We start from the raw sequence: 24,765 nt of genomic DNA, 5'->3' as shown, positions 1-24,765 counted from the left end.
CCCGCCCCTCCGACCCCCCGGCCTCAGTACACGTCCCGCACGTACCGCTTCTCCGCCGCGAGTTGCTTCACGTACGCGGCGGCCTCCGTCTCTCCCAGGCCGCCGTGCGCCATCGCGACGTCCCTCAGTGCCCGGTCCACGTCCTTCGCCATTCGGGACGCGTCGCCGCACACGTAGAAGCGGGCCCCGTCGCACAGCCAGTGCCACAGCTCCGGCCCGTGCTCGCGCATGCGGTCCTGCACGTACACCTTGTTTCGCTGGTCCCGGGAGAAGGCGGTGTCCAGCCGGGTGAGGGTGCCCTCGTCGAGCAGAGCCGTCAGCTCGTCCTCGTAGTAGAAGTCCGTCGCCCGGTGCTGCTCCCCGAAGAACAGCCAGTTGGGGGCCCGGTGGCCGAGCGCCCGCCGCTCCTCCAGGAAGCCGACGAAGGGCGCCACACCGGTGCCCGGGCCGACCATGACCATGGGCGTCGACGCGTCGGCCGGGGGCCGGAAGTGCGGCGAGCGCTGCACGAACACTGGCACCTCCGTGTCCGGTCCGGCGTCCGCGAGGTACGGCGAGCAGACCCCGCCGCGCGCCCGGCCGTGCAGGTTCTCGTACCGCACCACGGACACCGTCAGCGCCACCCGACGGGGGTCGACCAGCGGACTGGACGATATGGAGTACAGCCGCGGCTGGAGCCTGCGCAGCACCCTGGCCCACTCCTCGGCGCCCGCCCGCACCGCGTACTCGGCGAGCACGTCCACGGCCTGCCGCCCCCAGCTCCACTGCGCCAGCCCATCCTTGTTGTCGGGCCGCAGCAGCCTGCGCAACTCGTGCTTGTCCCGGGCGCGTTCGGCGACGAAGCGCAGCAGGTCGGGGGTGATCCGGGTGATGTCGAGATGCCGGTGCAGCGCCTCCCCGAACGGCACCTCACCGACACCTTCGACCGTCACGGCCGACCCGGCGTCCACCCCGGTCACCGCCAGCCACTCCGCCACGAGGGAGGGCGCGTTGACCGGCCGCACCCCGAGCGCGTCCCCGGCCTCGTACGCCAGGTCCGTGCCGCTCGTGTCGAAGGTGAACCGCCTGACCTCCTTGCCCGCACCGTCCCGGCTGAGCAGCCGGTTGCCGACCAGCCGGGCGGTGGTGACGGGCTTGGACCTCGTCCTGGGCTTCTCGGCCGGGGCGGCGGGCTTGTCGACCGGGGCGGTGGACCTCTCGGCCGGGGCGGCGGACCGCTCACCCAGCGCCGACAGCACCTGGTCGAGCCACTCCCCGGCGGACGGCTCGAAGTCCGGCTCGCAGTCCGTGCGCGGGGCGAGCCGTACCCCGCCCAGCTCGTCGAGCCGCGCGTCCAGCCGTCGCCCGTGCCCGCAGAAGTCGTCGTACGAGGAGTCGCCGAAGGCCAGCACGGCGTACCGCACCCCGTCCAGTCGCGGGGCCCGCTCGCCGGAGAGCGCGTCCCAGAAGCCGGAGCCGTTGTCGGGCGCGTCGCCGTCCCCGAAGGTGCTGGTGATGAACAGCAGGTCGGCCGTGCGGGCGAGCCTCCCGACATCGGCGTCGTCCATGCCGACGAGCGTCGTACGGTGCCCGGTCGACGTCAGCCGCTCGGCGGTGGCGGTGGCGAACTCCTCCGCGTTCCCGGTCTGCGAGGCCCACAGCACGACGATCTCCCGGCCCGCGGGCCGGTCGTCCTGCGGCACGGCCGCCCCGGTCCGTGAGTACATGCCGGCCAGGACACCGTTCACCCACAGCGCGTGTTCGGGGGAGAAGGGCGCGTCGGGCGGCAGCACCGGCACTCCGGGGGCGCCCGAGCCGAGCCCCGCGAGGAAGCCGGTGAGGTACCGGCGCTCCTGGGCGGAGAGCACCGGGGGAGGGGAGGGTTCGATCCCGAAGGGATCGGCGCCGCCCGGTGTCACGGTCGTGGGGATCAGGGCCGGTGCCTCCGGTGCGGGCGTCGGCGCCGCCACGTCCCCCGCCGCCACGTCCCCCGACATCACGCTCGCCGACGCCACCTTCCCCGGCGACGCGGGCGCCGGGGACGCCACCCTCGTCAGCGATACCGCGCACATCTTGAACTCCGGCTGGAACGACAGCGGATCCACCGCGTCGCTCGTCACCGCGTTGATGCTCAGGTACTCGCCGAACAGGTCGTTCCAGTGGAAGGGCGCGAAGCAGCACCCCGCCCGTACCCGGTCCGTCACCACCGCCGGCAGCACGGCCCGCCCGCGCCGGGAGGCGACCTCGACGAGATCGCCCTCCTCGACCCCGAGCGCCGCTGCGTCCTGGGGGTGCATCTCCACGAACGGCCCCGGATTCAGCTTGGTGAGCTTGGCGACCTTCCCGGTCTTGGTGAGCGTGTGCCACTGGTGCTGCACCCGCCCGGTGTTGAGCACGAACGGATAGTCGTCGTCCGGCATCTCGGCGGCGGGCAGATGCGGCCGCGGGAAGAACACGGCCCGCCCGGAATCCGTGGGGAAGCGCAGCCCCTCGTCCCCCAGGTAACGGACCGGATTGCGCTCCGGCCCGTCCTCCCGCGCCGCCGGCCACTGCACGGGAGTCTCGCGCAGCCGCTCGTACGTGACCCCGCGCAGATCCCACCCCGTCCTGGGGTTGTGGAACCGCCGGATCTCCTCGAAGACCTGCTCGGCGCTGTCGTACGAGAACCCCTTCTCGTACCCCATCGCGCACGCCACCTCCGCGATGATCCGCCAGTCGGCCATCGCCTCCCCGGGCGGGTCCGCGGCGGCCCGGGCCAGGGTGAGGTTGCGCTCACTGTTGACGAAGACGCCCTCCGCCTCGGTCCACATCGCCCCGGGCAGGACGACGTCGGCATACGCGTTCGTCTCGGTGTCGGCGAACACGTCCTGCGTGACGACGAACTCGGCGGCCTCCAGCCCCTCGATGACCGTACGGCGATTGGCGACCGAGGCGACCGGGTTGGTGCAGACGATCCAGCAGGCCTTGATCTCCCGGTCCGCCATCCGCCGGAACATGTCGACGGTGCCCTGTCCGGACCCGTCGGCCCGCAGTGTCCCCGGCGGCAGCTCCCACACCTCCTCGGTGAACGCCCGCTCCTCCTCGACGAGCACCGACCGCTGCCCCGGGAGCCCCGGCCCCATGTAGCCCATCTCGCGCCCGCCCATGGCGTTGGGCTGCCCGGTCAGGGAGAACGGCCCGGCGCCCGGACGGCAGATCGCCCCCGTCGCCAGATGCAGGTTGACCAGGGCGTTGGTGTTCCAGGTGCCGTGCGTGGACTGGTTCAGGCCCATGGTCCAGCAGCTCATCCACCGCTGCCCGGCCGCGCCGATCAGCCGGGCGGCCTCGCGTAGATCGGCCTCCGCGAGCCCGGTGATCTCCGCGACCGCGGCCGGGGCGTAGTCGGCGAGGAACCCGGGCAGCGCCTCCCAGCCCTCGGTGTGCGCGGCGACGAACTCCTCGTCCACGTGCCCGCCGTCGTGCAGCAGCCGCAGCAGGCCGTTCAGCAGCGCGAGGTCGGTCCCTGGCCTGACCTGGAGGAACAGATCGGCCTTCGCCGCGGTCGCGGTCCGCCGCGGATCGACGACGATCAGCTTGGCGCCCGCCTTGACCCGCTCCATCATCCGCAGGAAGAGAATCGGATGGCAGTCGGCCATGTTCGACCCGATGACGAGAAAGGCGTCCGCCCGGTCGAAGTCCTCGTACGACCCGGGCGGCCCGTCCGCCCCCAGGGACAGCTTGTAGCCGGTGCCCGCGCTCGCCATGCACAGCCGCGAGTTCGACTCGATGCGGTTCGTCCCCACGAACCCCTTGGCCAGCTTGTTCGCCAGATACTGCGCCTCCAGGCTCATCTGCCCGGAGACGTAGAAGGCCAGCGCGTCCGGCCCGTGCTCGTCGACGATCGCCCGCAGCCGCGCCGCCGTCTCGGCGAGCGCGTCGGCCACCGGCACCGGGACCGCCTCGTCGCCCCGGTCGTCCCGCACCAGCGCGGTGGCCAGCCGCCCGGGCGCGGCCAGCATGTCTGCCGTGGTCGCGCCCTTGGTGCACAGCCGTCCCGCGTTCGCCGGATGCGCCTTGTCGCCGGACGCCTTCAGCACCGTGCGCCGCCCGTCCGGGCCCGCCGCCACGTCGAGCACGAGACCGCAGCCGACCCCGCAGTACGAGCAGACGGTGCGCACCTGCCGCGTGTCCGGCGGGCTTCCGGGGGTCGAGTTCATGCCTCGACGGTACGAATCGCCCGTTACGCCTCTGTCACACGGCTTGATCATCGGGCGTTACGCCCGTCACACAGCCGCCTTCCGGCCGTTGTGAGGTGCATTGAGGTCGCTGAGCGTGTCGCTGTTGGGCCGAACGGGTGACTCTGCGCAAGAATTGCCCGATGCAGACAGCACGTGCGATCCAGGACGGAGCATGCCGGTGAACAGCCACGATGTCACCGACGAACAGTGGGAGGGGCTCGCCCAGGTCGTACCGCTGCGGGGCCGGGACGCCTGGCCGTCCGCCGTCGGCCACCGGTCCATACCCGAGGCCGAGACGGAGACCCGCCGCCGTTTCGTCGTCCTGCGCGTGAACGTCTTCGCCGACGCCCGCGACGTCGCCGAGCGGCTGATGGCGGGCGTCCCCGTCCTCCTCGACCTCACCGGCGCGGAGACGGAGGTCGCCAAGCGCGTCCTCGACTTCAGCACGGGTGTCGTCTTCGGCCTGGCGAGCGGGATGCACCGGGTGGACCGCAACGTGTTCCTGCTGACGCCGGCGGGAACCGAGGTGACCGGGCTGATGGAGGGAGCGGGCCTCCCCGGGGTGTGACCGCAGGCGTGACCGCAGACGTGACCGCAGGCGTGCCCGTAGGTGTGACCGCAGACGTGACCGCAGACGTGACCGCAGGCGTGCCCGTAGGTGTGACCGTAGGCGTGACCGCAGACGTGACCGCAGGCGTGCCCGTAGGTTTGACCGCAGACGTGACCGTAGGTGTGACCGCGGACGTGACCGCAGACGTGCCCGTAGCTCGATCGTAGGAAGCCCCCGGAGACGGAACGGTTCGTCCTGCCGGCGGAGCCCTACGGTCCGGACATGACCCAGCCCGCCCTCCCCGACCGTCCCCGCATCACCGAACTGCGCCTCTCCGCCTTCACCACCCACCGCCGCGCCGCGTTCCCGCTCGGGCCCCTCACCCTCCTCGCCGGGCCCAGCGGCTGCGGCAAGACCAGCGCGCTGCGGGCGTACGAGGCCCTCGCCCGGCTCGGGGGCGGCGCGGAGCTCGGCGAGGCGTTCCCCGACCCCGTCGCCTGCGTACCGGAACGGGCCCGGCCCGACGCGCAGCGCCGCCGCGGTTTCCGCATCGGCTGCACGGCCGACGGCCCCGCGGGCCCGGTCCGGCTCGACATGGCCGTACAGGCCGAACCCGAACTGCGCGTCGTGGGCGAGCGGTTGTCCGCCGACGGACTGGTCCTCCTGGAGACCGCCCTGCGCGACCCGGGCAAGCGTGCCGTGCAGGCCGCCTGGCACACGGCCGGGCCGACGCCGGTGACCCGCGGCCCGCTCCCGGACGACCGGCTCGGCACCGCCCTGCTGCCGCTGCGCGTGGCGGGCAAGACACCCGGGCAGCGCAGGGTGCTGGCGGCCGCCGAGCAGATGGTCGTCGCCCTGCGCTCCGCCTTCGCCTGCGACCCCGAGCCCGCCCGGATGCGCGGCCCGGTGGCGGCCGGTTCCGGCCACCTGTTCGGCGGCTGCGGCAATCTCGCCGACGTGCTCTGGCGCACCCGCGCCGAGTGCGGGCGGCGGCACGCGCAGTTCGTGGCGGCGGTGCGCGCCGGCTGCGCCGGACCGGTGGCGGATGTGCTCGCCCGGGCGGAGGAGACCACGGGGACGATGCGCGCCGCGCTCGACCGGGGCGACGGTGTCGTCACGGACCTGTGCCGCCTCGGCGACGGCGAACTGCGCTACGTGGCCCTCGCGCTGGTGCTGCTCACCGGGCCGGGCGTGCTGGAGGTCGACCCGGCGGGCGAGGTGCCCGCCGCGCTCCAGACGCTCACGGTCCTCGCCGACGGCTTCGACCGGGGCCTGGACGGGCGGCAGCGGCTGGAACTGCTGCGGCTGGCGGCCCGGATGTGCGAGCGGGGGCACATCCGGCTGGTCGGCGCGGTCAGCGACGGCTCCTGGGCCGCCGGGACGCAGGGAGCCACGGTGGTACACCTGGACCGTGACTGATCCCCTGGACGTGGCCGGACTGCAACGGCGCCTGGCCGATTTCGCGGCCGCACGGAACTGGCAGCAGTACCACACCCCCAAGAACCTGGTCTCCGCGCTCAGCGTGGAGGCCTCCGAACTGGTCGAGATCTTCCAGTGGTTGACGCCCGAGGAGTCGGCCGGGGTCATGGCCGACCCGGACACCGCGCACCGCGTCACCGACGAGGTGGCCGACGTGCTCGCGTATCTGCTCCAGCTGTGCGAGGTGCTCGGCATCGACCCGCTGGCCGCGCTGAACGCGAAGATCGACCGGAACGAACGGAGGTTCCCGATCTAGCGGCACGCCCCGCCCACTGTTTCCATCACCTGGAGCAATGGATTCCACTTGTACGCTGTGTAGTCAAATCGCGGCTCGAATCCGAATCGTTGTCCGCAATTTTCCGCCTTCCTCTGGCTTTTCGTCTCACACCCCTTCACTCTGGGTAGTTAACAAGGGAGTGCGGGCAGACGGACGCGCGCAGCGCGTCGGACAAGACGGGGGCAGCGCATGGACGCGGTGCGGCTCATCGTGACGAGCAGGCGGTCCCTGGCGGCTGGCGGCGACGCGCGGGAGACCCTGGCCGAGGTGTGGCAGGCGCAGGCCCTCGCGCAGGCCATAGGCAGCCGCCTGGCGGTCGCCGGACCACCCGAACTGCGCGGCGAGGCACTGGGGTTGACGGAGCTTGCGGGCCGGGGCTGCGGCGTCCTCGACCCGCCCGAACTGGGCCCCGGTGAGCTGCGGGCGGGCCAGCTCACCGAGTTGGGCGACGCCCGCCACACCCTGATGCACCTCGGCGGTCTCCTCGGCGAGGTCGGCATCGCCCTCGTCGCCCTGGCCAGCGCCGCCGGCGACGAGGGCACGTACTGGCAGTGCATGGAGGCCATCGACGCGGCGGACGAGTCCCGCGACCGTGTCCTGGAGATGCTCCGCAGACTCGCGGACCGGGAACAGACGGTGCCGGAGAGGGAGGCGGGGTGAGGCGGAGCGGGGGAGAGCCCTGACCCGCCCGCCCGCCCCTGACCGTCCGTCCTTGCCCGTCCGCCCCTGCCCGTCCGTCCCTACCCCGTCCGTCCCTCCTCGACGACCCCGCGTTCGGTATCCCCCGCCGCCTGAAGATCCGCGTCCAACGCCGACAGGTCCGCGTTCAACGCCGCCATCAGCTCCTCCATCTGCTGCAACAGCCCTTTCGGCTGCCCGGTCCCGCCCTGCTGCGGCACGGTCTCTTCGGACATGACGGCCTCCTCGGCCCCCGGCCCCCGGGGAGGCCGACGCGGGTGACGCCCCGGCGGTCCACCCCCCGGTGCGGAAGCCGGGGGCTCCGGCTCCGCCCGAGCCAACGATCACCGTCGGGGCCGGTCACTGGCCGGGTCGGGCGGCGGCTGCGGTATTGACGTATTTTCACCCGACCGGGGACCGGCGTGGACGGGGGACCGATCTCGTGATCGTCCGCCGGGGCGGTGCAGGATGGAGGACATGGATCTTCGTATCTTCACCGAGCCCCAGCAGGGGGCCACCTACGACACTCTGCTCGCCGTCGCCAAGGCCACCGAGGACCTCGGCTTCGACGCCTTCTTCCGTTCCGACCACTACCTCCGCATGGGCACCGTGGACGGCCTGCCCGGCCCCACCGACGCCTGGATCACCCTGGCCGGACTCGCCCGCGAGACCAAGCGCATCCGGCTCGGAACCCTGATGACCGCCGGCACCTTCCGGCTGCCCGGCGTGCTCGCCATCCAGGTCGCCCAGGTCGACCAGATGTCCGGCGGCCGGGTCGAACTCGGCCTCGGCGCAGGCTGGTTCGAGGAGGAGCACAAGGCCTACGGCATCCCCTTCCCCAAGGAGAAGTTCGCCCGCCTCGAGGAGCAGCTGGAGATCGTCACCGGTCTGTGGGCGACGGACCCCGGCAAGACCTTCGACTTCCACGGCGCCTACTACGACCTCACGGACTCTCCCGCCCTGCCCAAGCCGGCGCAGCGGAAGATCCCCGTACTCGTCGGCGGCCACGGCCCGTCCCGCACCCCGCGGCTGGCCGCCAAGTACGCCGACGAGTTCAACATGCCCTTCGCCTCCGTCGAGGACAGCGAGCGCCAGTTCGGCCGGGTGCGCGCCGCCGCGGCGGAAGCCGGCCGCGGCGACGAACTGACGTACTCCAACGCCCTTGTGGTCTGCGTGGGCCGGGACGAAGCGGAGGTCGCCCGCCGGGCCGCCGCGATCGGCCGCGAGGTGGACGAGCTGAAGCTCAACGGCCTGGCCGGCTCCCCGTCCGAGGTCGTCGACAAGATCGGCCGCTACGCCGAGATCGGCTCCCGCCGCATCTACCTCCAGGTCCTCGACCTCGACGACCTCGACCACCTGGAGCTGATCTCCGCGCAGGTGCAGTCGCAGCTGTCGTAGGGGCCCGCCGAGGCGCCCTCGATAAACGAAGGCGCTGGTGGGCACAGGTGTGCGAAGCTGAGGGCGTCGTCCTGCCGAGCCCCCAGGATCACCATTCCTGGGGGCTCCCGCACGTACGGCACGGAAAACATCCACCCAGCCGGAGAGGCCCTCCGCATGTTCCTGACGATCACCACCACCGGTACTCCAGAACGCCCCGCCACCGACCTCGGCTATCTGCTGCACAAGCATCCCGACAAGGCGCAGGCGTTCTCCACCTCCTACGGCACGGCTCACGTCCTCTACCCCGAGGCCGAAGCCGGGCGCTGCACGGCGGCGCTGCTGCTGGAGGTCGACGCGGTGGCACTGGTCAGGCGCGGCAAGGGCAAGGGCCGCGGCGGCGCCCCGGACGCGGCCCTCGCGCAGTACGTCAACGACCGCCCCTACGCGGCCTCCTCCCTGCTCGCCGTGGCGCTGAGCAGCGTCTTCTCCAGCGCGATGAAGGGCGTCTGCCATGCCAAGCCGGAGCTCCCCGGCCAGGTGAGGCCGCTGCGCGTCGAGGTGCCCGCACTGCCCGCCCGGGGCGGCCCCGACCTCGTACGCAAGCTCTTCGCACCGCTCGGCTGGACCGTCACGGCGGAGCCGGTGCCGCTGGACAGCGCGTTCCCCGCGTGGGGCGATTCGCGGTACGTGCGCCTCGTCCTGGAATCGGACGCGCTCACCCTCGCCGAGGCCCTGCGCCACCTCTACGTCCTGCTCCCCGTCCTCGACGACGCCAAGCACTACTGGGTCGCCCCCGACGAGGTCGACAAGCTGCTGCGCGTCGGTGAGGGCTGGCTGCCCGGCCACCCGGAGCAGCGGCTGATCACCAGCCGCTACCTCTCGCGCCGCTGGGCGCTGACCCGGCAGGCCACCGAGCGCCTGGAGCTGGTGCGGCTCGCCGAGACCGACGACAGCGAGGTCGAGGAGATCGACAACGCCGTCGAGGCGGAGACCGAGGCCGAGGAGAAGCCGACCCCGCTGGCCGTGCAGCGCCGCGAGGCGATCGTCACGGCGCTGAGGCAGTCCGGAGCCGCCCGGGTCCTCGATCTCGGCTGCGGACAGGGCCAGTTGGTGCAGACGCTGCTCAAGGACCCGGCGTTCACCGAGATCGTCGGCGTGGACGTGTCGATGCGGGCGCTCACCATCGCCTCCCGTCGGCTCAAGCTGGACCGCATGGGCGAGCGTCAGGCGTCCCGCGTCCAGCTCTTCCAGGGCTCGCTCGCGTACACCGACGCCCGGCTCAAGGGCTACGACGCCGCAGTGCTCAGCGAGGTCGTCGAGCACCTCGACCTGCCCCGTCTGCCCGCCCTGGAGTACGCGGTGTTCGGCTCGGCCCGTCCGAGGACGGTCCTCGTGACCACCCCGAACGTCGAGTACAACGTGCGCTGGGAGTCCCTCCCGGCCGGCCACGTCCGGCACGGCGACCACCGCTTCGAGTGGACCCGCGCGGAGTTCCGCGCCTGGGCCGAGGCGGTGGCCGAACGGCACGGCTACGGCGTCGCGTTCGAGCCCGTCGGCCCCGACGACCCCGAGGTGGGACCGCCCACTCAGATGGCTGTATTCACCCTGACCACCCCGAAGGAGGCGAAGGCGGCATGACCGACGAGACGCAGGGGCGCGTGCTGCCCGTCACCGACCTGTCCCTGGTGGTGCTGGTCGGGGCCACCGGCTCCGGCAAGTCCACCTTCGCCCGCAGGCACTTCAAGCCCACCGAGGTCATCTCGTCCGACTTCTGCCGCGGCCTCGTCTCGGACGACGAGAACGACCAGGGCGCCACCAAGGACGCCTTCGACGTCCTGCACTACATCGCGGGCAAGCGCCTGGCCGCCGGCCGCCGCACGGTCGTGGACGCGACCAGCGTGCAGTCCGACGCCCGCCGCCAGCTGATCGACCTGGCCAAGCAGTACGACGTGCTGCCGATCGCGATCGTGCTCGACGTGCCCGAGGAGGTGTGCGCCGAGCGCAACGCGGCCCGCACCGACCGCGCCGACATGCCCCGCCGGGTCATCCACCGCCACACCCGCGAACTGCGCCGTTCCTTGCGGCACCTGGAGCGCGAGGGCTTCCGCAAGGTGCACATCCTGCGAGGCGTCGACGAGGTCGAGCACGCCACGGTCGTCACCGAGAAGCGCTTCAACGACCTGACCCACCTCACCGGGCCGTTCGACATCATCGGCGACATCCACGGCTGCGCCGCCGAACTGGAGGCCCTGCTCGGCAAGCTGGGCTACGTCGACGGGGTCCACCCGGAGGGCCGCACGGCCGTCTTCGTCGGAGACCTGGTCGACCGCGGCCCGGACAGCCCCGGCGTGCTGCGCCGCGTCATGGCGATGGTGAAGTCCGGCAACGCCCTGTGCGTGCCCGGCAACCACGAGAACAAGTACGGCCGGTACCTGCGCGGCCGCAAGGTCCAGCACACCCACGGCCTCGCCGAGACCATCGAGCAGATGGCGGGTGAGAGCGAGGAGTTCGTCGCCGAGGTACGGGAGTTCCTCGACGGCCTCGTCAGCCACTACGTCCTCGACGGCGGCCGGCTGGTCGTCTGCCACGCCGGTCTGCCCGAGAAGTACCACGGCCGCACCTCCGGCCGGGTCCGCAGCCACGCCCTGTACGGCGACACCACCGGGGAGACCGACGAGTTCGGCCTGCCGGTGCGCTACCCGTGGGCGGAGGACTACCGGGGCCGGGCCGCGGTCGTCTACGGTCACACCCCGGTGCCGGAGGCGACCTGGCTCAACAACACCATCTGCCTGGATACCGGAGCGGTCTTCGGCGGCAAGCTCACCGCGCTGCGCTGGCCGGAGCGCGAACTCGCCGACGTCCCCGCGGAGCAGGTCTGGTACGAGCCGGCGAAGCCGCTGCGCAGCGATGCGCCGGGCGGGCAGGACGGCCGTCCGCTGGACCTTGCGGACGTGCGGGGCCGCAGGGTCGTCGAGACCCGGCACCAGGGCCGCGTCTCGATCCGCGAGGAGAACGCGGCGGCGGCCCTGGAGGTCATGAGCCGCTTCGCGGTGGACCCGCGGCTGCTGCCGTACCTCCCGCCGACCATGGCCCCGACGGCCACGAGTCACGTCGAGGGCTACCTGGAGCACCCGGAGGAGGCCTTCGCCCAGTACAAGGAGGACGGTGTCGCCCGGGTCGTGTGCGAGGAGAAGCACATGGGCTCGCGGGCGGTGGCCCTGGTGTGCCGCGACGCGGAGGCGGCCCGCAAGCGCTTCGGCGTCGGGGGCACCTCCCGCTCGAGCGCGGCCGAGAGTGGGGGAGGCCCCACCGGGTCCCTCTACACCCGCACCGGACGCCCCTTCCTCGACGACGACGCGCTCACCGAGGAGATCCTCGACCGGGTGCGCACGGCGGCCGGCGAGGCCGGCCTCTGGGACGAGCTGGAGACGGACTGGCTGCTGCTGGACGCCGAGTTGATGCCCTGGTCGCTGAAGGCGTCCGGGCTGCTGCGGTCGCAGTACGCGGCCGTGGGCGCCGCGTCCGGCGCGGTGCTCCCGCAGGCTCTGAGCGCCCTCCAGGGTGCGGCGGCGCGCGGCGTCGACGTGGCGGGCCTGCTGAGCCGCACCGGCGAACGCGCCACCGACGCGGCCGCGTTCACCGAGGCGTACCGCCGCTACTGCTGGACCACCGACGGCCTGGAGGGCGTGCGCCTGGCACCGTTCCAGATCCTCGCGGTCCAGGGACGCAGCCTCGCCGGCCTGCCGCACGACGAGCAGCTCGCCCTGCTCGACCGGCTCGTCGAGCACGACGGCAGCGGCCTGCTCCAGACCACCCGGCGCCTCTACGTGGACACCGCCGACCCGGAGTCGGTGCGGGCCGGCGTCGACTGGTGGCTGGAGATGACCGGCCGCGGCGGCGAGGGCATGGTCGTCAAGCCGGTCGGCGCGGTCGTCCGCGACGGCCAGGGCCGCCTGGTGCAGCCCGGCATCAAGTGCCGCGGCCGCGAGTACCTCCGGATCATCTACGGCCCGGAGTACACCCGCCCGGAGAACCTCGCCCGTCTGCGCTCGCGGTTCCTCAACCACAAGCGGTCCCTGGCGATCCGCGAATACGCGCTGGGCCTGGAGGCCCTGGACCGGCTGGCCGAGGGCGAGCCGCTGTGGCGGGTGCACGAGGCGGTGTTCGGGGTGCTGGCGCTGGAGTCGGAGCCGGTCGACCCGCGGCTGTGAACCGCAGGGGCACACGATTCCGGCCAGGCTTGTCCCGCCTGGGACGCTCCTGGCCGGACGTCGCCCTTCCGTTCCCATTCGTCCCTGGTTAACCGCTGGTTGCCGTGCTAACTTCGCTGGTCGGTCAGGCAGGTGAACCGACTCAGGGGGACAGTCGGTGCGGACAGGTACGGCGCCCGGCGAGTTCGGCGGTGCATCCGGACAACAGCCGGACTTCGAGCTGCTGTTACAGCTCACCGACGTCCTCTGCGAACTGGGCTGTGTCGAGGACGCCCCGAGTCGGGTGCAGTTCGCGAGTCTGCTGGGAGGCCAGCTCCGCAGGCAGGTGGACATCCGCGGCGTCAGGCTCCGCGAGGACGTGGTGAGTCTGGTGACCGCCGCGCTGAGCGTGGCGGGCGGGGAGCACGTACTGGTCGGGGTGGTCCGCATCCTGGAGGGAGCCCCGGCCGGAGACGAACTCGACCGGCTGATCGCCCCTGCCCCCGTACTGGCCGGACCGCTGTCCAAGGAGGAGGAGAAGAGCGCACGCGTGGCGCTCTCCCGCGGCGACCTGCCCGCCGCACGCTTACGGGACGGTCTGGCCGAGGAACTCGCCGGCCTGGACCTCCCCGACGGACTGGCCCCCGAGCAGCTCTTCGCCCACCTGCTCGAATGGAACGTGCAGGAGGACGGCCTGCCGCCCGTCGTCCTGCTCCTCGACCACGCGGCCCGTCTCGCCAGGACCGTCGAGCATCGCCTGGCGCTGACCGGCTGGGTCGACGACTGGACCGGACGCGCGGGCCTGACCGCCGAGTTGGCGAGGCGCCGGGAGAGACGCGCCGAGGTGGTGTGGTCGCCCGACATCCCCCGCACCCTCGTCGTCGCGGTCGAACCGGCCCGGGACGGCAGCACGGACGTCGTCGTGCGGACCTGGACGAACGCGACCCCCGGCCGCTGGGACCCCCGCCCCGGCGAGCCGGACACCATCCCCCTGGACGAGCTCGGCCGAGCGGTGGACCGAGCGCTCCGGCGCGGCACCCAACTCTGGCTGGTGCCGCGCGAACCGGACGCGGGCGGGCTCCAGGAGCCGCCTGCGTACATAGAGTTCCTCCTTCCGTACGATCTGATGAACCACGATGTGGCGGGGTTGACGTTCGCCGTGGGCGACGGTGAGCCCACTCCGCTCAGCCTGCGGTACGGGGTGCACCTACGCAGCCTGGAACGGATGCGTACGGACAATGCCGTGGTCCGGCAGCAGTGGCAGCGGCGTTGGGCAGCGCTGAAGCAGCACGGGATCACGGTGCACGCCTGGCGGGAAGCGGACGCCCGGCGGCTGCGCGCGTGGCAGATCGCGCTCGCCGGGGAATCCAGAAGGACGGCGGTGCTGCTGGACGCGCCGACCGGGGCGCCGGCTCTGGAGGCGCTCAAAGCGGCGATCGCGGAGGGGGTCGGGCTGGCCGTCTGGGACCGCAGAGGCGTGTTCAAAGAGGAGAGGCGCGAGGTGGTGACCGCGGTGTTCGCGGCCGTCACGTTGCCCGTGCAGCTTCCGTCCGTCATTCACCGCATGCGTCTGAACGCCGAGAGCGGCGCGGAGGACGCGGTCCAGTATCTGGCCCGGAACGTCGGATTCCTGTGGGACGACCCCACACGCGTCGTCGACCTCCAGGCCACCGACCCCGGCGATCTCGCCAGCTGAGCTAGGAGGCTTCGGCATGAGCGCACAGGAACGGACGGCCGCGGACGACTGGCGTGTCTTCCACGCCACCGGACACCCGCAGGACGAGCCGCCCGTGCTGCCGGACCCGCCGCCCTGGCGGAGGTTCCGTGGCGGCCCGGTCGAGGCCGCGCCCCCGGACGACGCCGAGGCCGCGCTGCGCCGCCTGGGCCCCGGCGGCCTCACCCCCCAGCTCGACGAGGAGCAGATCGAGACGGTCAACGCCGCCCTGCTGCTGCGCCGCCCGCTGCTGATCACCGGGCCGCCGGGCGTGGGCAAGTCGACGCTCGCCTATCTGATCTCGCGCGAGCTGGAGCTCGGCCGCGTGCTCGAATGGAACGTGGTGAGCCGGACCAGCCTGCGGGACGGCCTGTACGTCCACGACGCCATGGGCCGTGCCCAGGCCATCGCCGCCTGGCAGGCGGGACTGCGGGACACGGCACGGGCGGAGCCGGTGTTCGAAGAAGGCGAACAGGGCGTCAACTCCCCGGACGTGTCAAAAGATCGTCAACTTGCGCCGGTAATAGGCGAGTTCATTACACTGGGGCCCCTGGGTACCGCCCTGCTGCCCTACGAACGGCCCCGGGTGCTCCTCGTCGACGAACTCGACAAGAGCGACATCGACCTGCCGAACGACCTGTTGCACGTTCTCGAGAATGGAAGCTATGAGGTTCCGGAGCTGGTGCGTGACGCCGCCGACGCGGCGAGCGTGCACACCAGCGACCCGGGGCGCCGGGCCGTGGTGCACGGCGGACGGGTCGAGTGCCGGGAGTTCCCGGTCGTGGTGATCACCAGCAACGGGGAGCGGGAATTCCCCGCCGCCTTCCGCCGCCGCTGTCTGCCGATGGAGATGCACACCCCCACCAAGGAGCAACTACTGGCCATGGTGGAGGGCCATCTCGGGCTCCGGCCGCAGGGCACCGAAGACCTCGTCGACCTGTTCGTTCAGCGGGTCCAGGCGGGTGGAGTCCACTCCCTCGACCAGTTGCTCAACGCTGTCCAGATGACTACTGCGGGTGGTTTTCAGGCTGACGGTGACGGGCGTAAGCTCGTCGAACTGCTGCTCCGCGACCTCGCGAAGGGCCGCTGATGACCCGGGAGCGCGCATCCGGACCCGGCGACGGGGATCCCGCATCGGGATCGTCGCCGCCTCCTTCGGTGTACCCCGAGCCGCCCGTGGGCGAGCGCGGAGACCGGGTCCCTGCCGCTCCCGACCACTTCGTCCCGCGCTGGCAGGAGTTCGCCGACGCGGTATGGCTCGCCGCACACCGGAGCCGGTACGACCGTCCCGGCGGCGAGGACCGGCCGGCCCCGGCCGCGGACGCGGAAACCGAACGCCCGCAGGACGCCGAGACCGAACAGCCACCACCCCCACCCGCCGCGGATGACGGCGCACTCCTCGACCGGCCCGCCCCCGACGACGAGGACACTCCGATCGAGACCGAGCCGCCGCCGACCGGCCGCATCCCGGGGCCGATCCCGGCCGCCGACGGGGCAGCCTCCCGTGCCACCGACCGGGCCGCGTCCCGAGCCGCCGAGCGCTTCTTACCCCACCCCGAGGGCGGCTTCACCCTGCGCCTCGGGCCGCCGCTGCTACCCCGGGCCGAACCCGACCCGTCCGGCCCCGGCCGCGTCACCGCCCTGCTCGCGCGCGCCCTGCACCACCTGGCCCGCCGCATCCCCTCGCGCAGCAGCCTGGAGCTGGACGAGGAGACCACCGCCGAACAAGGCCTCGTCGACGGGCTGTGGATGCCGTTCCTGCGTCCCGCCCGGGTCTCCGCCTTCGACCTGGTGCTGCTGCTCGACGACGCGCCCACCATGCGGATCTGGGAGGAGAGCGCCGCACGCCTCGCCCGCGCCGCCGAGCACAGCGGCGCCTTCCGGAGCGTGCGCACCATCCGGGCGACCGTGCCGCGCACCGGCACCGCCGCCCTGCGCTGGCCCACCGGTCGGGCCGTCGCCGACCCGGCCGAACTGCTCGACGGCCGGGGCAGCCGGATCTTCCTCGTCGTCACCGACGGACTCGCCCACGGCTGGGCCGCCACCGCCGCCGACGAACTCCTCGGCCGCCTCGCCCACGCCGGCCCCACCGCCCTCGTCCACCTGCTGCCGCCGCACCTGCGCCACCGGTCCTCGCTCTACCCGTACCCGGCCGTCCTGGAAGCCGGAGGCTTCGGAGCCCCGAACGACACCCTCGGGCACTGGGCCCCGCCCGGCGGTCCCGATCCGATGCGGCCGCTGCCCGAGGCGGGCGACGACTCCGTCGCCGTCCCGGTGCTCTCCCTGAAACCCGCATCCCTCGCCGCCTGGTCCGATCTGGTCACCGGTGGGCGCGGCGTACGGCGTTCGCTGCCCGTGGTGCTGGCGGGCGCCCTGAGCAAGGGGGCGCCCGCCCCCGGTCTGCGCGCCCCGCGCCTCCCGCGCGCCGCCACCGCCGCCGTACGGCGCTTCTCCAGCCTCGCCACCCCCTCCGCCCGCCGGCTCGCCACCCAACTGGCCGCCATCCCCTTCGACTTCGACTTGGTCGAGCAGCTCCGCAGGCGGGTCATGCCGGAGACCGGCCCCGATCACGTCGCCGAGATCCTCATGGGCGGGCTGATCGACTGGGAGGGCGGGGAGCAGGGGCGCCCCGAGTTCGCCGAGGGCGTCCGCGAGGCCCTGCTCGCGACCACCACCCGCAGTCAACTCGCCCGCACCGTGAGCGTGGTGGGCGAGCTGCCCGCCGCGGGGGAGCGGGGTGTCGCCCTGCGCGCGGCGCTGCACGACCCGCTGCGCACCAGGCTGCCCGACCCGGCCGAAACAGGCTGGGCCCGCAGCGAACTGGCCGTGATGCGAGCCCTGTCGGGGCCCTACTCCGAGCGGGCCAGGCGCATCGAACCGAACCTGTCCAGGACCCCGCCCCTCGCGGCCGAACAGGTGGAGAACAGCACGTCCGCCCACCCACCCCCACAGGTGAATATCCCGGGCGAAACGACTCCATCCAGCCCAGCGGGCATCAACCCGGATTCGGGTCTTTCCGATCCGACTGGAGAATCCGCGCCGTCGGAGACGGCCGAGGCGCACCGACCACAACAGACCCCGGAGGCAGAGCCGCTCATGCAGCGCACCACGACCGCAACGCCGGCCCTACTGGTGAACGTGCCCATGCGCAACACCTCGTTCGTCGGCCGGCAGGCGCTGCTGAGGGCCGTGGAGGAGCAGCTCGCCGCCCAGGACACCGCGGCCGTACTGCCCAACGCCCTGCACGGCCTCGGTGGCGTCGGAAAGTCCCAGCTGGCGCTGGAGTACATCTACACCCGGCAGCGTGACTACCGGATCATCTGCTGGATCCCGGCCGAGCGCGAGAGCCTCATCCTGGCCGCGCTGTCCTCCCTCGCGTCCCAGCTGGGTGTCGCCCCGGCCGGCCAGGACAGCCTGGGCGCCGCCGCGGCCAACACCGCCGTGCCCGCCGTACTGGAAGCGCTGCGCACCGGGACGCCGTACGACAACTGGCTGCTGGTCTTCGACAACGCCGAGGACATCGAGGCGGTGCGCGGCTACTTCCCGCACAACGGTCCGGGCAAGGTCATCGTCACCTCCCGGAACCGGGGCTGGGAACGGGTGGCCACCTCCCTGCCGGTGAACGTCTTCGAACGCGACGAGTCCATCGAACTGCTCCAGAAGCGCGCCACGGACCTGCCGCGGGAGGACGCCGACCGCCTCGCCGAAGCGCTCGGCGACCTGCCGCTCGCCGTGGAGCAGGCGGGCGCCTGGCTCGGCGTCACCGGCATGGAGGTCGACGAGTACCTCGACCTGCTCGCCCAGCGCAGCCCGGAGATCCTGGAGATCGAGCAGAGCCCCGACTACCCGGTCTCCGTCGCCGCCGCCTGGGACATCTCCCTGGAGCGCATCCGGGAGAACAACCCGGGCGCCCGGCAGCTCCTCGACATCTGCGCCAGCATGGCCCCCGAGCCGATCCCGCGGTCGATCCTTCGCAGCAGCCGTGGCGTCAACATCACGCCGCAGGTCGACCCGATGCTGCGTGAGCCGATCAAACTGAACCGGGCCATCCGCGACCTGAGCCAGTTCTCCCTGATCAAGGTCGACTCGCGCGCCGGCACCCTGCAGATGCACCGTCTCCTGCAGACCGTGCTCCTCGCCAAGCTGAGCGAGGAGGAACGCGAGAGGATGCGGGACGCCGCGCACCAGCTGCTGTCCGCCGCCAACCGCGGCCCCTTCGGGTCCTCCCAGGAATGGCGCGACTACCAGGCGCTGCTGCCCCACGTCCTCGCCTCCCAGGCGGTCACCAGCACCGACCCCTATGTGCGCGACCTGGTCTACGACACCATGTGGTTCCTCTACTACTGGGGCGACCACGAAGGCGCCGCGTCCTTCGGCCGACAGGCGTGGAGCGCCTGGCTCGCCGCCTCCGGTGAGGAGGACATCTATGTCGTCCGGATGACCAAGGGCTTCGCCTTCCTGCTGCGCCAGGTCGGTCAGATCGCCGAGTCGATCCCGCTGACCGAGAAGGCGCTCGGGGTGTCCCGCCGGATGGAGGTGGAACCGGAGGAACTCATCGACTCCCTGTGCGAGATGTCCGACGCCCACCGCTACCAGGGCCGCTTCCAGGAGGCGCGGGACCTGGGCAAGGAGGCCACCGAACTGGCCCGCTCACTGTTCGGGCCCGACGACCCGGCCACTCTGCGGGCCAGCCACAGCTGGGGCGTCGACCTGAGACTGTGCGGGGAGTTCGAGGAAGCGCTGTCGCTGGACCAGGAGACCGCCCGCCAGCGCGACCTGCTGCTCGGCGGCACCAGCTTCTTCACGCTCAACACCATGCACTGCGTCGGCATCGACATGCGGGAGGCGGGCCGCTACTCCGCCGCGCGCGAGTGGCAGGAGGACGTCTACCGCCAGGCGCTCACCGCGCTGGGCGAGAAGCACCCCCTGACCCTGCGGATCGCCCGTTCCCTCGGAGTCTGCCGCCGCCGGGACGGGGATCTCTCCGAGGGTGCCAAGCTCGCCGAGGAGACCCTGCGCAACTTCAAGTCCCGCTACGGCGACGAGCACCTCGACTCGCTCACCACGGCGACCGACGTCTGCGTCGACCGGCGTCTGGCCGGGGACCTGGAAGGCTCGCTGCGGATCGCGGAGTCCACCGTGGCCAGGCTGGTGCGGCGTCTCGGCGGTGACCACGCGCACACCCTGGTGACCCGGGCGAACCTGGCGGCCACCCAGCGGGCTCTGGGCTCGCTGGACATCGCGCAGGAGGTGGAGGACGACGTGGTGCGCCGGCTGAACGACACGGTCGGGGCGCGTCACATGATCACGCTCACCGTGGGCATCGGCCAGGCGAACACCGCTTACGCGCGGCTCGACTTCGAGCGGGCGCACGCGATCGACTCCGCCAACCTGCCGCTGCTGACCGAGGTGGCGGGCGAGAATCACCCCCTCACCCTCTCCTGCACGTCCAACCTCGCCCTCGATCTGCGGGGCCTCGGACGGGGAGACGAGGCGGACGTCCTCCAGCGCAAGGCCGTGGAGGGCTTCGCCGCGGCCCTGCGCGCCGACCACCCCTGGCTCCAGGCCGCGCGTCAGCGCCGACGCATCGAGTGCGAAGTGGCTCCCATGCCCATGTGACGCGGAGCGCCGGACGGCCCGCGGCCCGGGACCCTCCCGGCGGCGGGCCGTTTTCGCCTCTCAGGCTTCAACTTCCCCGTGATGTGGGTAAGTTGACTCTCGCAAGAGCAATCCGGCCACGGGGGGCGCATGACGGCGGTCGTCTTCGTCCATGGGACCGGGGTCCGCGAGCCGGGCTTCTCCGCGCTGGTGGAGCGGGTGACGGCCGGACTGGCCACACACCGTGACGGGCTACGTGTCCTGCCCTACCCCTGGGGTGCGGCACACGGTGCCGCGCTCGCGGCCGACGGAGCGAGCCTGCCACCCCGGTCCGGCACCACGCGCTCTCTCGGCGAGGACCCGGCACAGCCGAACCCGGGTGACGAGGCGGCATGGGAATGGGCCCTCCTCTACGACGACCCGTACGCCGAACTGGCCCTGACGGCCGCCCGATCCGGACCGGCCGTCGAACGACCGCCCGGTTCCGTGCCGCCGCAGCAGTCGATACGGGCGCTGCTCACCGCGCTGGCCGCCCGGGGTGACGCCCTCGCGGCCGAACTGGGCCCCGGGCTGCCAGGGGCGTGCACCGACCTGGCCGCCCACCCCTTGCTCGGCCCCGCGGCCGACGTCCTCGACCCGGCGGACCTCGCCGTCGTCGCGGCCCGCTCCCTGACCGCGCGCCTCGTCGCCGACGCCCTCGACGCCGGCTCCCCGCTCGTCCCCACCGGTGAGACGCGTGACGCCGTCACCGACCGGATCGCCGAGGCCCTCGGAGCACTGCCCCGGGGCGCGGAGCGAGGACTGCGCGCCTACCTGCTGCGTACGGCCGGAGGCGTGGCCTCGCGCGCCGTCGAGCGCCGCCGGCGTGCTCTCACCGAGGCCGCCCACCCCGCCGCCGGTGACATCCTGCGCTACCTGAGCCGAGGCGAGGCCTTCCGGGACGGCCTGCGCACCCTCGTCGCAGGGCTGGAGCCGCCCGTCGCCGTGATCGGCCACAGCCTCGGCGGCATCATCGCCCTCGACACGCTGGTCTCCGCCCCACTGCCGCAGGTCGGGCTCCTGGTGACCGCGGGCTCCCAGGGGCCCTTCCTGTACGAGTCGGGTGCGCTGCCCTCCCTCGAACATCCCGCGCCCCTGCCGGCGCACGTCCCCGCCTGGCTGAACCTGTACGACCCGCGCGATCTGCTGGGCTACGTGGGCGCGCGGCTCTTCCCGGGCCGCGTCACCGATGTCGCCGTCGACGGCGGGCAGCCGTTCCCCGCTGCGCACAGCGCCTACTGGACGAACCCGGCCGTGTACCGCCACATCGTGGACCACCTGTCGTGACCACCCCGACGCCGCCCGTCGACCCCGCCCGGGTGCACGCCCTGATCGTCGGAATCGAGGCGTACGAGGCCGGCGACGCCTGGCGCCTGCCCGGGCCCGCCCGGGACGCCGTACGGTTCCGGCGATTGCTGCGGGACGCCGGGGTACCGGGATCTCAACTGCGGCTGCACCTGGCACCTTTGCCGTCGTACGACCCGCAGGTCCCGTACGGGCGTGCGGACCGGGCGACCCTGCGCCGGGTCCTCGTCCGCGAACTCTCCCTCGCCGAGGGCGATGTGCTGTGGGTGTGGTGGGGCGGCCACGGTGTGCTGGACCGGGCCGGTCGGCTGCGGCTGTTCTGCGCGGACGCCGGCGTCGCCGACAAGGTGGGCATCGACCTGGACTCCGCGCTCGCCCGGTACTCGGGGGACGCCGTGCCGGGACTGCGCGAGCAGATGTGGATCGTGGACGCCTGCGAGACGTTCGAGGAGGACCTCGCCTTCCGGGAGGCCCTGCCCGCCGACGCGCTGCCCGTGGGCCGGCCCGGCCATGCCCACCGGCAGACCGTGCTGCGCGCCGCCGGCCGGGGCAGGGCGGCGGTCAACGACCCCGTCCGCGCGACCGGCCTGTTCTCCGACGTTCTGCTCGGTCTGCTGGCCGACCGGGCCGCCGTGCTGCCCGCGCCGCCCGATCCGGAGGAACTGTTTCCGGCCGTTCGGGAGCGCATCGCGGCCCTCAGGGACGAGGGCCGTACTCTTCAGCATCCCGAGATCCGGCTCCAGGGCCCCGACCGCACCGAAACCCTGCCCCCGGCCGGACCGCCCGCCGCGCAGCGCCCCCTCACGGCGATGCTGCGGGCGGTGGAGGCCCTCCTCGCCTACCCCTTGATGCACGACCCGGACGAGCGGCAGTCAGTCGTTGCCGCGCTGAACCCCCGTGTCACGGCAGTGCTCCGCCGCCACAGCAAGGCACGCACCGACGTCGTCAACATCCTCGGCGGGCTCGCCCGGCGGTCCCCGGAGGCACTGTGGGACCTGTTCGACGCCGTGGTGTCCCTCGACGACGATCCGGCTCTGAAAAGAGAACTCTCAGCCGCGATACACGAGTTGGCGACCACGTCGCCGCCTCGGCGTGACCGGTGATGATCAGTGGCGTGATCGTACGGTTTTCGCCCCGGGGGGTATTGGCCATGATGGATAGACACGGGGCATCGCGTGCCACCGTGCGAGAAGGGGGAGCATCTTGGACCAGCCGCCCGCTCTGCACCACGCCGGAGCCGCCGCACCTGAACCGGCCGTTGCCACGGCGGGGACCGACGTCTGGGAATCCGATCTGGCGGACCTCGCGGCGCTGCCCCTCAGTGCCGTGGACCGTCTCCCCGCCCTGCCTCCCGGCACGCGCCTGCTGACCGAGGTACTGCGCGCCCGCAGCAGCATGAGGAGCGGTGAGGGCTCGGGCGCCCGAGCCGACTAGCCGCCGACCGTCCCGACGGCAGAGCCCCGGTGCGACACCCGCACGCGCACCGGGCCCTGTGCATGTCCGCCAACAGACCGGAGGTCCGCGACGATGACCAGCGAGCAGCACCTCGCTCCCTTCCGCATGCCGGACCGGCTCTTCGCGGAGCTGGCCGCCGGAGGCGGCTCGGCAGCGGCCGTCGCCTTCCTCGAACGAGCAGAACGGGCACGGCGGTTGCTGCTGCTGCGCACCCTCCTCGGTCACCTCGACGCCCTGCCCACCCCCCTCACCCCGGTCGCCGAGGCCTGGCGGGTGCTCAAGGAGGCGGCCGAGGAGTCGCCCGAGCCGGTCGAACGGCTGCTGCTGGCCCCGCCGACCGGCGGCTGGATCTCCCACATGCTGCGCCGGGTCCACGGCACGGCCGCCGGGCCGCCGCTCTGGGCGGAAGCGGGCCATTTCAGTGCGCTCGCCCTCTCGGCGTCCCTGCACGCGGGCACGGAGACGGCCTTCGACGTACCCCTCACCGACGGGCGGTTGCCGCTGCCCGGTCTCGGCATGGTCCGGCTCCCCGGGGCGCAGGAGGGATTGACGGTCGGCCGGGCCACGACGGCCGGGGGAGAGCTGACGGTCACCGGGCCGGGCCGCACGACCGGCTCGGTGCGGGTGACCTGCCGTCCGCTGGGCCGGCGTGGCGACACCGACAGGGGCACCTGGCTCGCGCTGCGGACCCTCACCCACGACGGCCCCGACGGCACGGCCCCGGTCGCCGTGGTGCTCGAAGACCTCGACCCCTATCGCGATCTCGACGACCACCTGCCTCCCGCCCGGCTCGACGAGGACGAGGCGCGGGAGTGGCAGCGGTTGTTCGGCGAGGCCGCGCGGATCCTGACCCGCCCGGCCACGCCCGGCCCGGGGCGGGTTCACCCCGCCATGATCCGGGCGATCGTGCCCTTCGGGCGCACCGGGGTCAGCCCGCCCCCGCTGCCCTTCGTCCAGGTGTCGGCCTCCAGCGGAGACTCCTTCGGCGGCATGCTCATCGTCCGCCCGGCCTCCGCGCTCGCCCTCGCCGAAACCCTGGTGCACGAGCTCCAGCACAGCAAACTGGCCGCCCTGCTGCACCTGTTCCCGCTGCTGGACGACGACCGCGCCGAGCGCTACTACGCCCCCTGGCGCACCGACCCCCGCCACCTCACCGGCCTGCTGCACGGCGCCTACGCCTTCACCGGGGTCGCGGGCTTCTGGCGGGACCGGCTGGCAGACGCGCAGAGTGCCGACGCGCACTGCGCCGATGCGCAGAGCGTCCATGCGCAGGGCGCCGATGCGGTGGAGCGCGCCGGCTACTTCTTCGCCCTGCGCCGCCTGCAGAGCCGCCTGGCCGTGCGCACCCTGCTGACCAGCGGCCGTCTGACCGTCGAGGGCCGCGCCCTCGTGTCAGGACTCGCCCGCACCCTGGACGGCTGGCTGCGGGAGGACGTCCCGCCGGCCGCACTGGCCCGTGCCCGCACCGCCGCCGCTCTGCACCGCACCGAGTGGCGGCTGCGCAACGTCGTGCCCGCCCCGGCCGCCGACCCGTCCGACCTCCGCTTCCGGCGCGACCGCTCCGTCTGGCCGGACCTGCGCACCCACGCCTTCGCGACCCGCTCCGCCGTCCCGCGCACCGCCGACGAGCACCTCGCCGCCGGGGAGGCGACCGCCGCGCTCGTCCGGTACGCCGACGCCTTGGCCGACGCCCCGGCCGAGCCGCATGCCCTCGCGGGCTGGATCGTCGCCCGGACGATCCTGGAACCGGGCCGGGCCGCCCGCCGGATGCTGGCCCGGCCCGAGGAACTGCTGGAGCCGTCGCCCCGGGTGTGAGGCCGGTCCCGCCGCTTGTCGTCGGTGCGACGAGAACTGGCCGTCATGGAAACGGTCGAGGAGCGCGTCAATACGCCCTCCGATGGTCA

Annotated in this window: 16 protein-coding genes; 14 read left to right on the top strand and 2 right to left on the bottom strand. The window is 72.9% G+C overall.

The annotated features are described in order from the left end of the window. Positions 1–23 precede the first annotated feature (23 nt). The gene (locus IE153_RS37000; protein ID WP_189594075.1) at positions 24–4,175 is read right to left on the bottom strand and encodes a bifunctional nitrate reductase/sulfite reductase flavoprotein subunit alpha; all 4,152 of its coding nucleotides are present in this window, start codon (positions 4,173–4,175) and stop codon (positions 24–26) included. Between the two features lie 193 nt (positions 4,176–4,368). On the opposite strand from IE153_RS37000, the gene IE153_RS36995 reads away from it, so the two are divergent. The 4 genes from IE153_RS36995 to IE153_RS36980 all read left to right on the top strand — a co-directional run bounded on the left by IE153_RS36995 (position 4,369) and on the right by IE153_RS36980 (position 7,162). Next, complete coding sequence (locus tag IE153_RS36995; protein WP_030838486.1) at positions 4,369–4,764, top strand: cell division protein SepF; 396 nt, start codon at positions 4,369–4,371, stop codon at positions 4,762–4,764. A gap of 264 nt (positions 4,765–5,028) precedes the next feature. Further along, positions 5,029–6,165: an AAA family ATPase gene (locus IE153_RS36990; RefSeq protein ID WP_189594074.1), complete on the top strand. Its 1,137-nt coding sequence runs from the start codon at positions 5,029–5,031 to the stop codon at positions 6,163–6,165. Further along, positions 6,158–6,481, top strand: a complete 324-nt coding sequence (locus IE153_RS36985) for a nucleotide pyrophosphohydrolase (RefSeq protein WP_189594073.1) — start codon at positions 6,158–6,160, stop codon at positions 6,479–6,481. The genes IE153_RS36990 and IE153_RS36985 overlap by 8 nt, the downstream gene beginning before the upstream one ends. A gap of 210 nt (positions 6,482–6,691) precedes the next feature. Then, positions 6,692–7,162, top strand: a complete 471-nt coding sequence (locus tag IE153_RS36980; RefSeq protein ID WP_189594072.1) for a DUF6099 family protein — start codon at positions 6,692–6,694, stop codon at positions 7,160–7,162. 80 nt (positions 7,163–7,242) lie between these two features. On the opposite strand, the gene IE153_RS36975 is transcribed toward IE153_RS36980, so the two are convergent. After that, the gene (locus IE153_RS36975) at positions 7,243–7,416 is read right to left on the bottom strand and encodes a hypothetical protein (protein WP_189594071.1); all 174 of its coding nucleotides are present in this window, start codon (positions 7,414–7,416) and stop codon (positions 7,243–7,245) included. 241 nt (positions 7,417–7,657) lie between these two features. Between IE153_RS36975 and IE153_RS36970 the strand changes: the two genes are divergently transcribed. The 10 genes from IE153_RS36970 (at position 7,658) to IE153_RS36925 (ending at position 24,676) form a co-directional block, all read left to right on the top strand. Further along, positions 7,658–8,578, top strand: coding sequence for an LLM class F420-dependent oxidoreductase (locus IE153_RS36970; RefSeq protein WP_189594070.1), 921 nt, complete (start codon positions 7,658–7,660; stop codon positions 8,576–8,578). Positions 8,579–8,734: 156 nt separating this feature from the next. Continuing rightward, the gene (locus IE153_RS36965) at positions 8,735–10,198 is read left to right on the top strand and encodes a 3' terminal RNA ribose 2'-O-methyltransferase Hen1 (RefSeq protein WP_189594069.1); all 1,464 of its coding nucleotides are present in this window, start codon (positions 8,735–8,737) and stop codon (positions 10,196–10,198) included. Continuing rightward, a complete protein-coding gene (locus IE153_RS36960) occupies positions 10,195–12,771 on the top strand; it encodes a polynucleotide kinase-phosphatase (RefSeq protein ID WP_189594068.1) in 2,577 nt (858 codons plus the stop codon). Before IE153_RS36965 ends, IE153_RS36960 begins: the two co-directional genes overlap by 4 nt. A 157-nt stretch (positions 12,772–12,928) precedes the next feature. Next, a complete protein-coding gene (locus IE153_RS36955; protein WP_189594067.1) occupies positions 12,929–14,446 on the top strand; it encodes a VMAP-C domain-containing protein in 1,518 nt (505 codons plus the stop codon). A 16-nt stretch (positions 14,447–14,462) separates the two neighbouring features. Then, positions 14,463–15,554 carry an AAA family ATPase gene (locus tag IE153_RS36950; RefSeq protein WP_189594066.1) on the top strand — a complete coding sequence of 364 codons (1,092 nt, stop codon included), beginning with the start codon at positions 14,463–14,465 and terminating at the stop codon, positions 15,552–15,554. Positions 15,555–15,640: 86 nt separating this feature from the next. Further along, a complete protein-coding gene (gene fxsT / locus IE153_RS36945) occupies positions 15,641–20,083 on the top strand; it encodes an FxSxx-COOH system tetratricopeptide repeat protein (protein WP_438817980.1) in 4,443 nt (1,480 codons plus the stop codon). Positions 20,084–20,212: 129 nt separating this feature from the next. Further along, a complete protein-coding gene (locus IE153_RS36940) occupies positions 20,213–21,388 on the top strand; it encodes a hypothetical protein (protein ID WP_189594064.1) in 1,176 nt (391 codons plus the stop codon). Next, positions 21,385–22,509, top strand: a complete 1,125-nt coding sequence (locus IE153_RS36935) for an effector-associated domain 2-containing protein (RefSeq protein WP_189594063.1) — start codon at positions 21,385–21,387, stop codon at positions 22,507–22,509. Before IE153_RS36940 ends, IE153_RS36935 begins: the two co-directional genes overlap by 4 nt. Before the next feature lie 100 nt (positions 22,510–22,609). Continuing rightward, positions 22,610–22,840 carry a hypothetical protein gene (locus IE153_RS36930; protein ID WP_189594062.1) on the top strand — a complete coding sequence of 77 codons (231 nt, stop codon included), beginning with the start codon at positions 22,610–22,612 and terminating at the stop codon, positions 22,838–22,840. A gap of 93 nt (positions 22,841–22,933) precedes the next feature. Continuing rightward, entirely contained in the window at positions 22,934–24,676 is a 1,743-nt protein-coding gene (locus tag IE153_RS36925; protein ID WP_189594061.1) for an HEXXH motif domain-containing protein, read from the top strand. Positions 24,677–24,765: the final 89 nt, after the last annotated feature.

Source organism: Streptomyces massasporeus, assembly GCF_014648995.1.
Lineage (GTDB): Bacteria > Actinomycetota > Actinomycetes > Streptomycetales > Streptomycetaceae > Streptomyces > Streptomyces massasporeus.
This window is presented reverse-complemented; position numbering and strand designations above follow the sequence as displayed.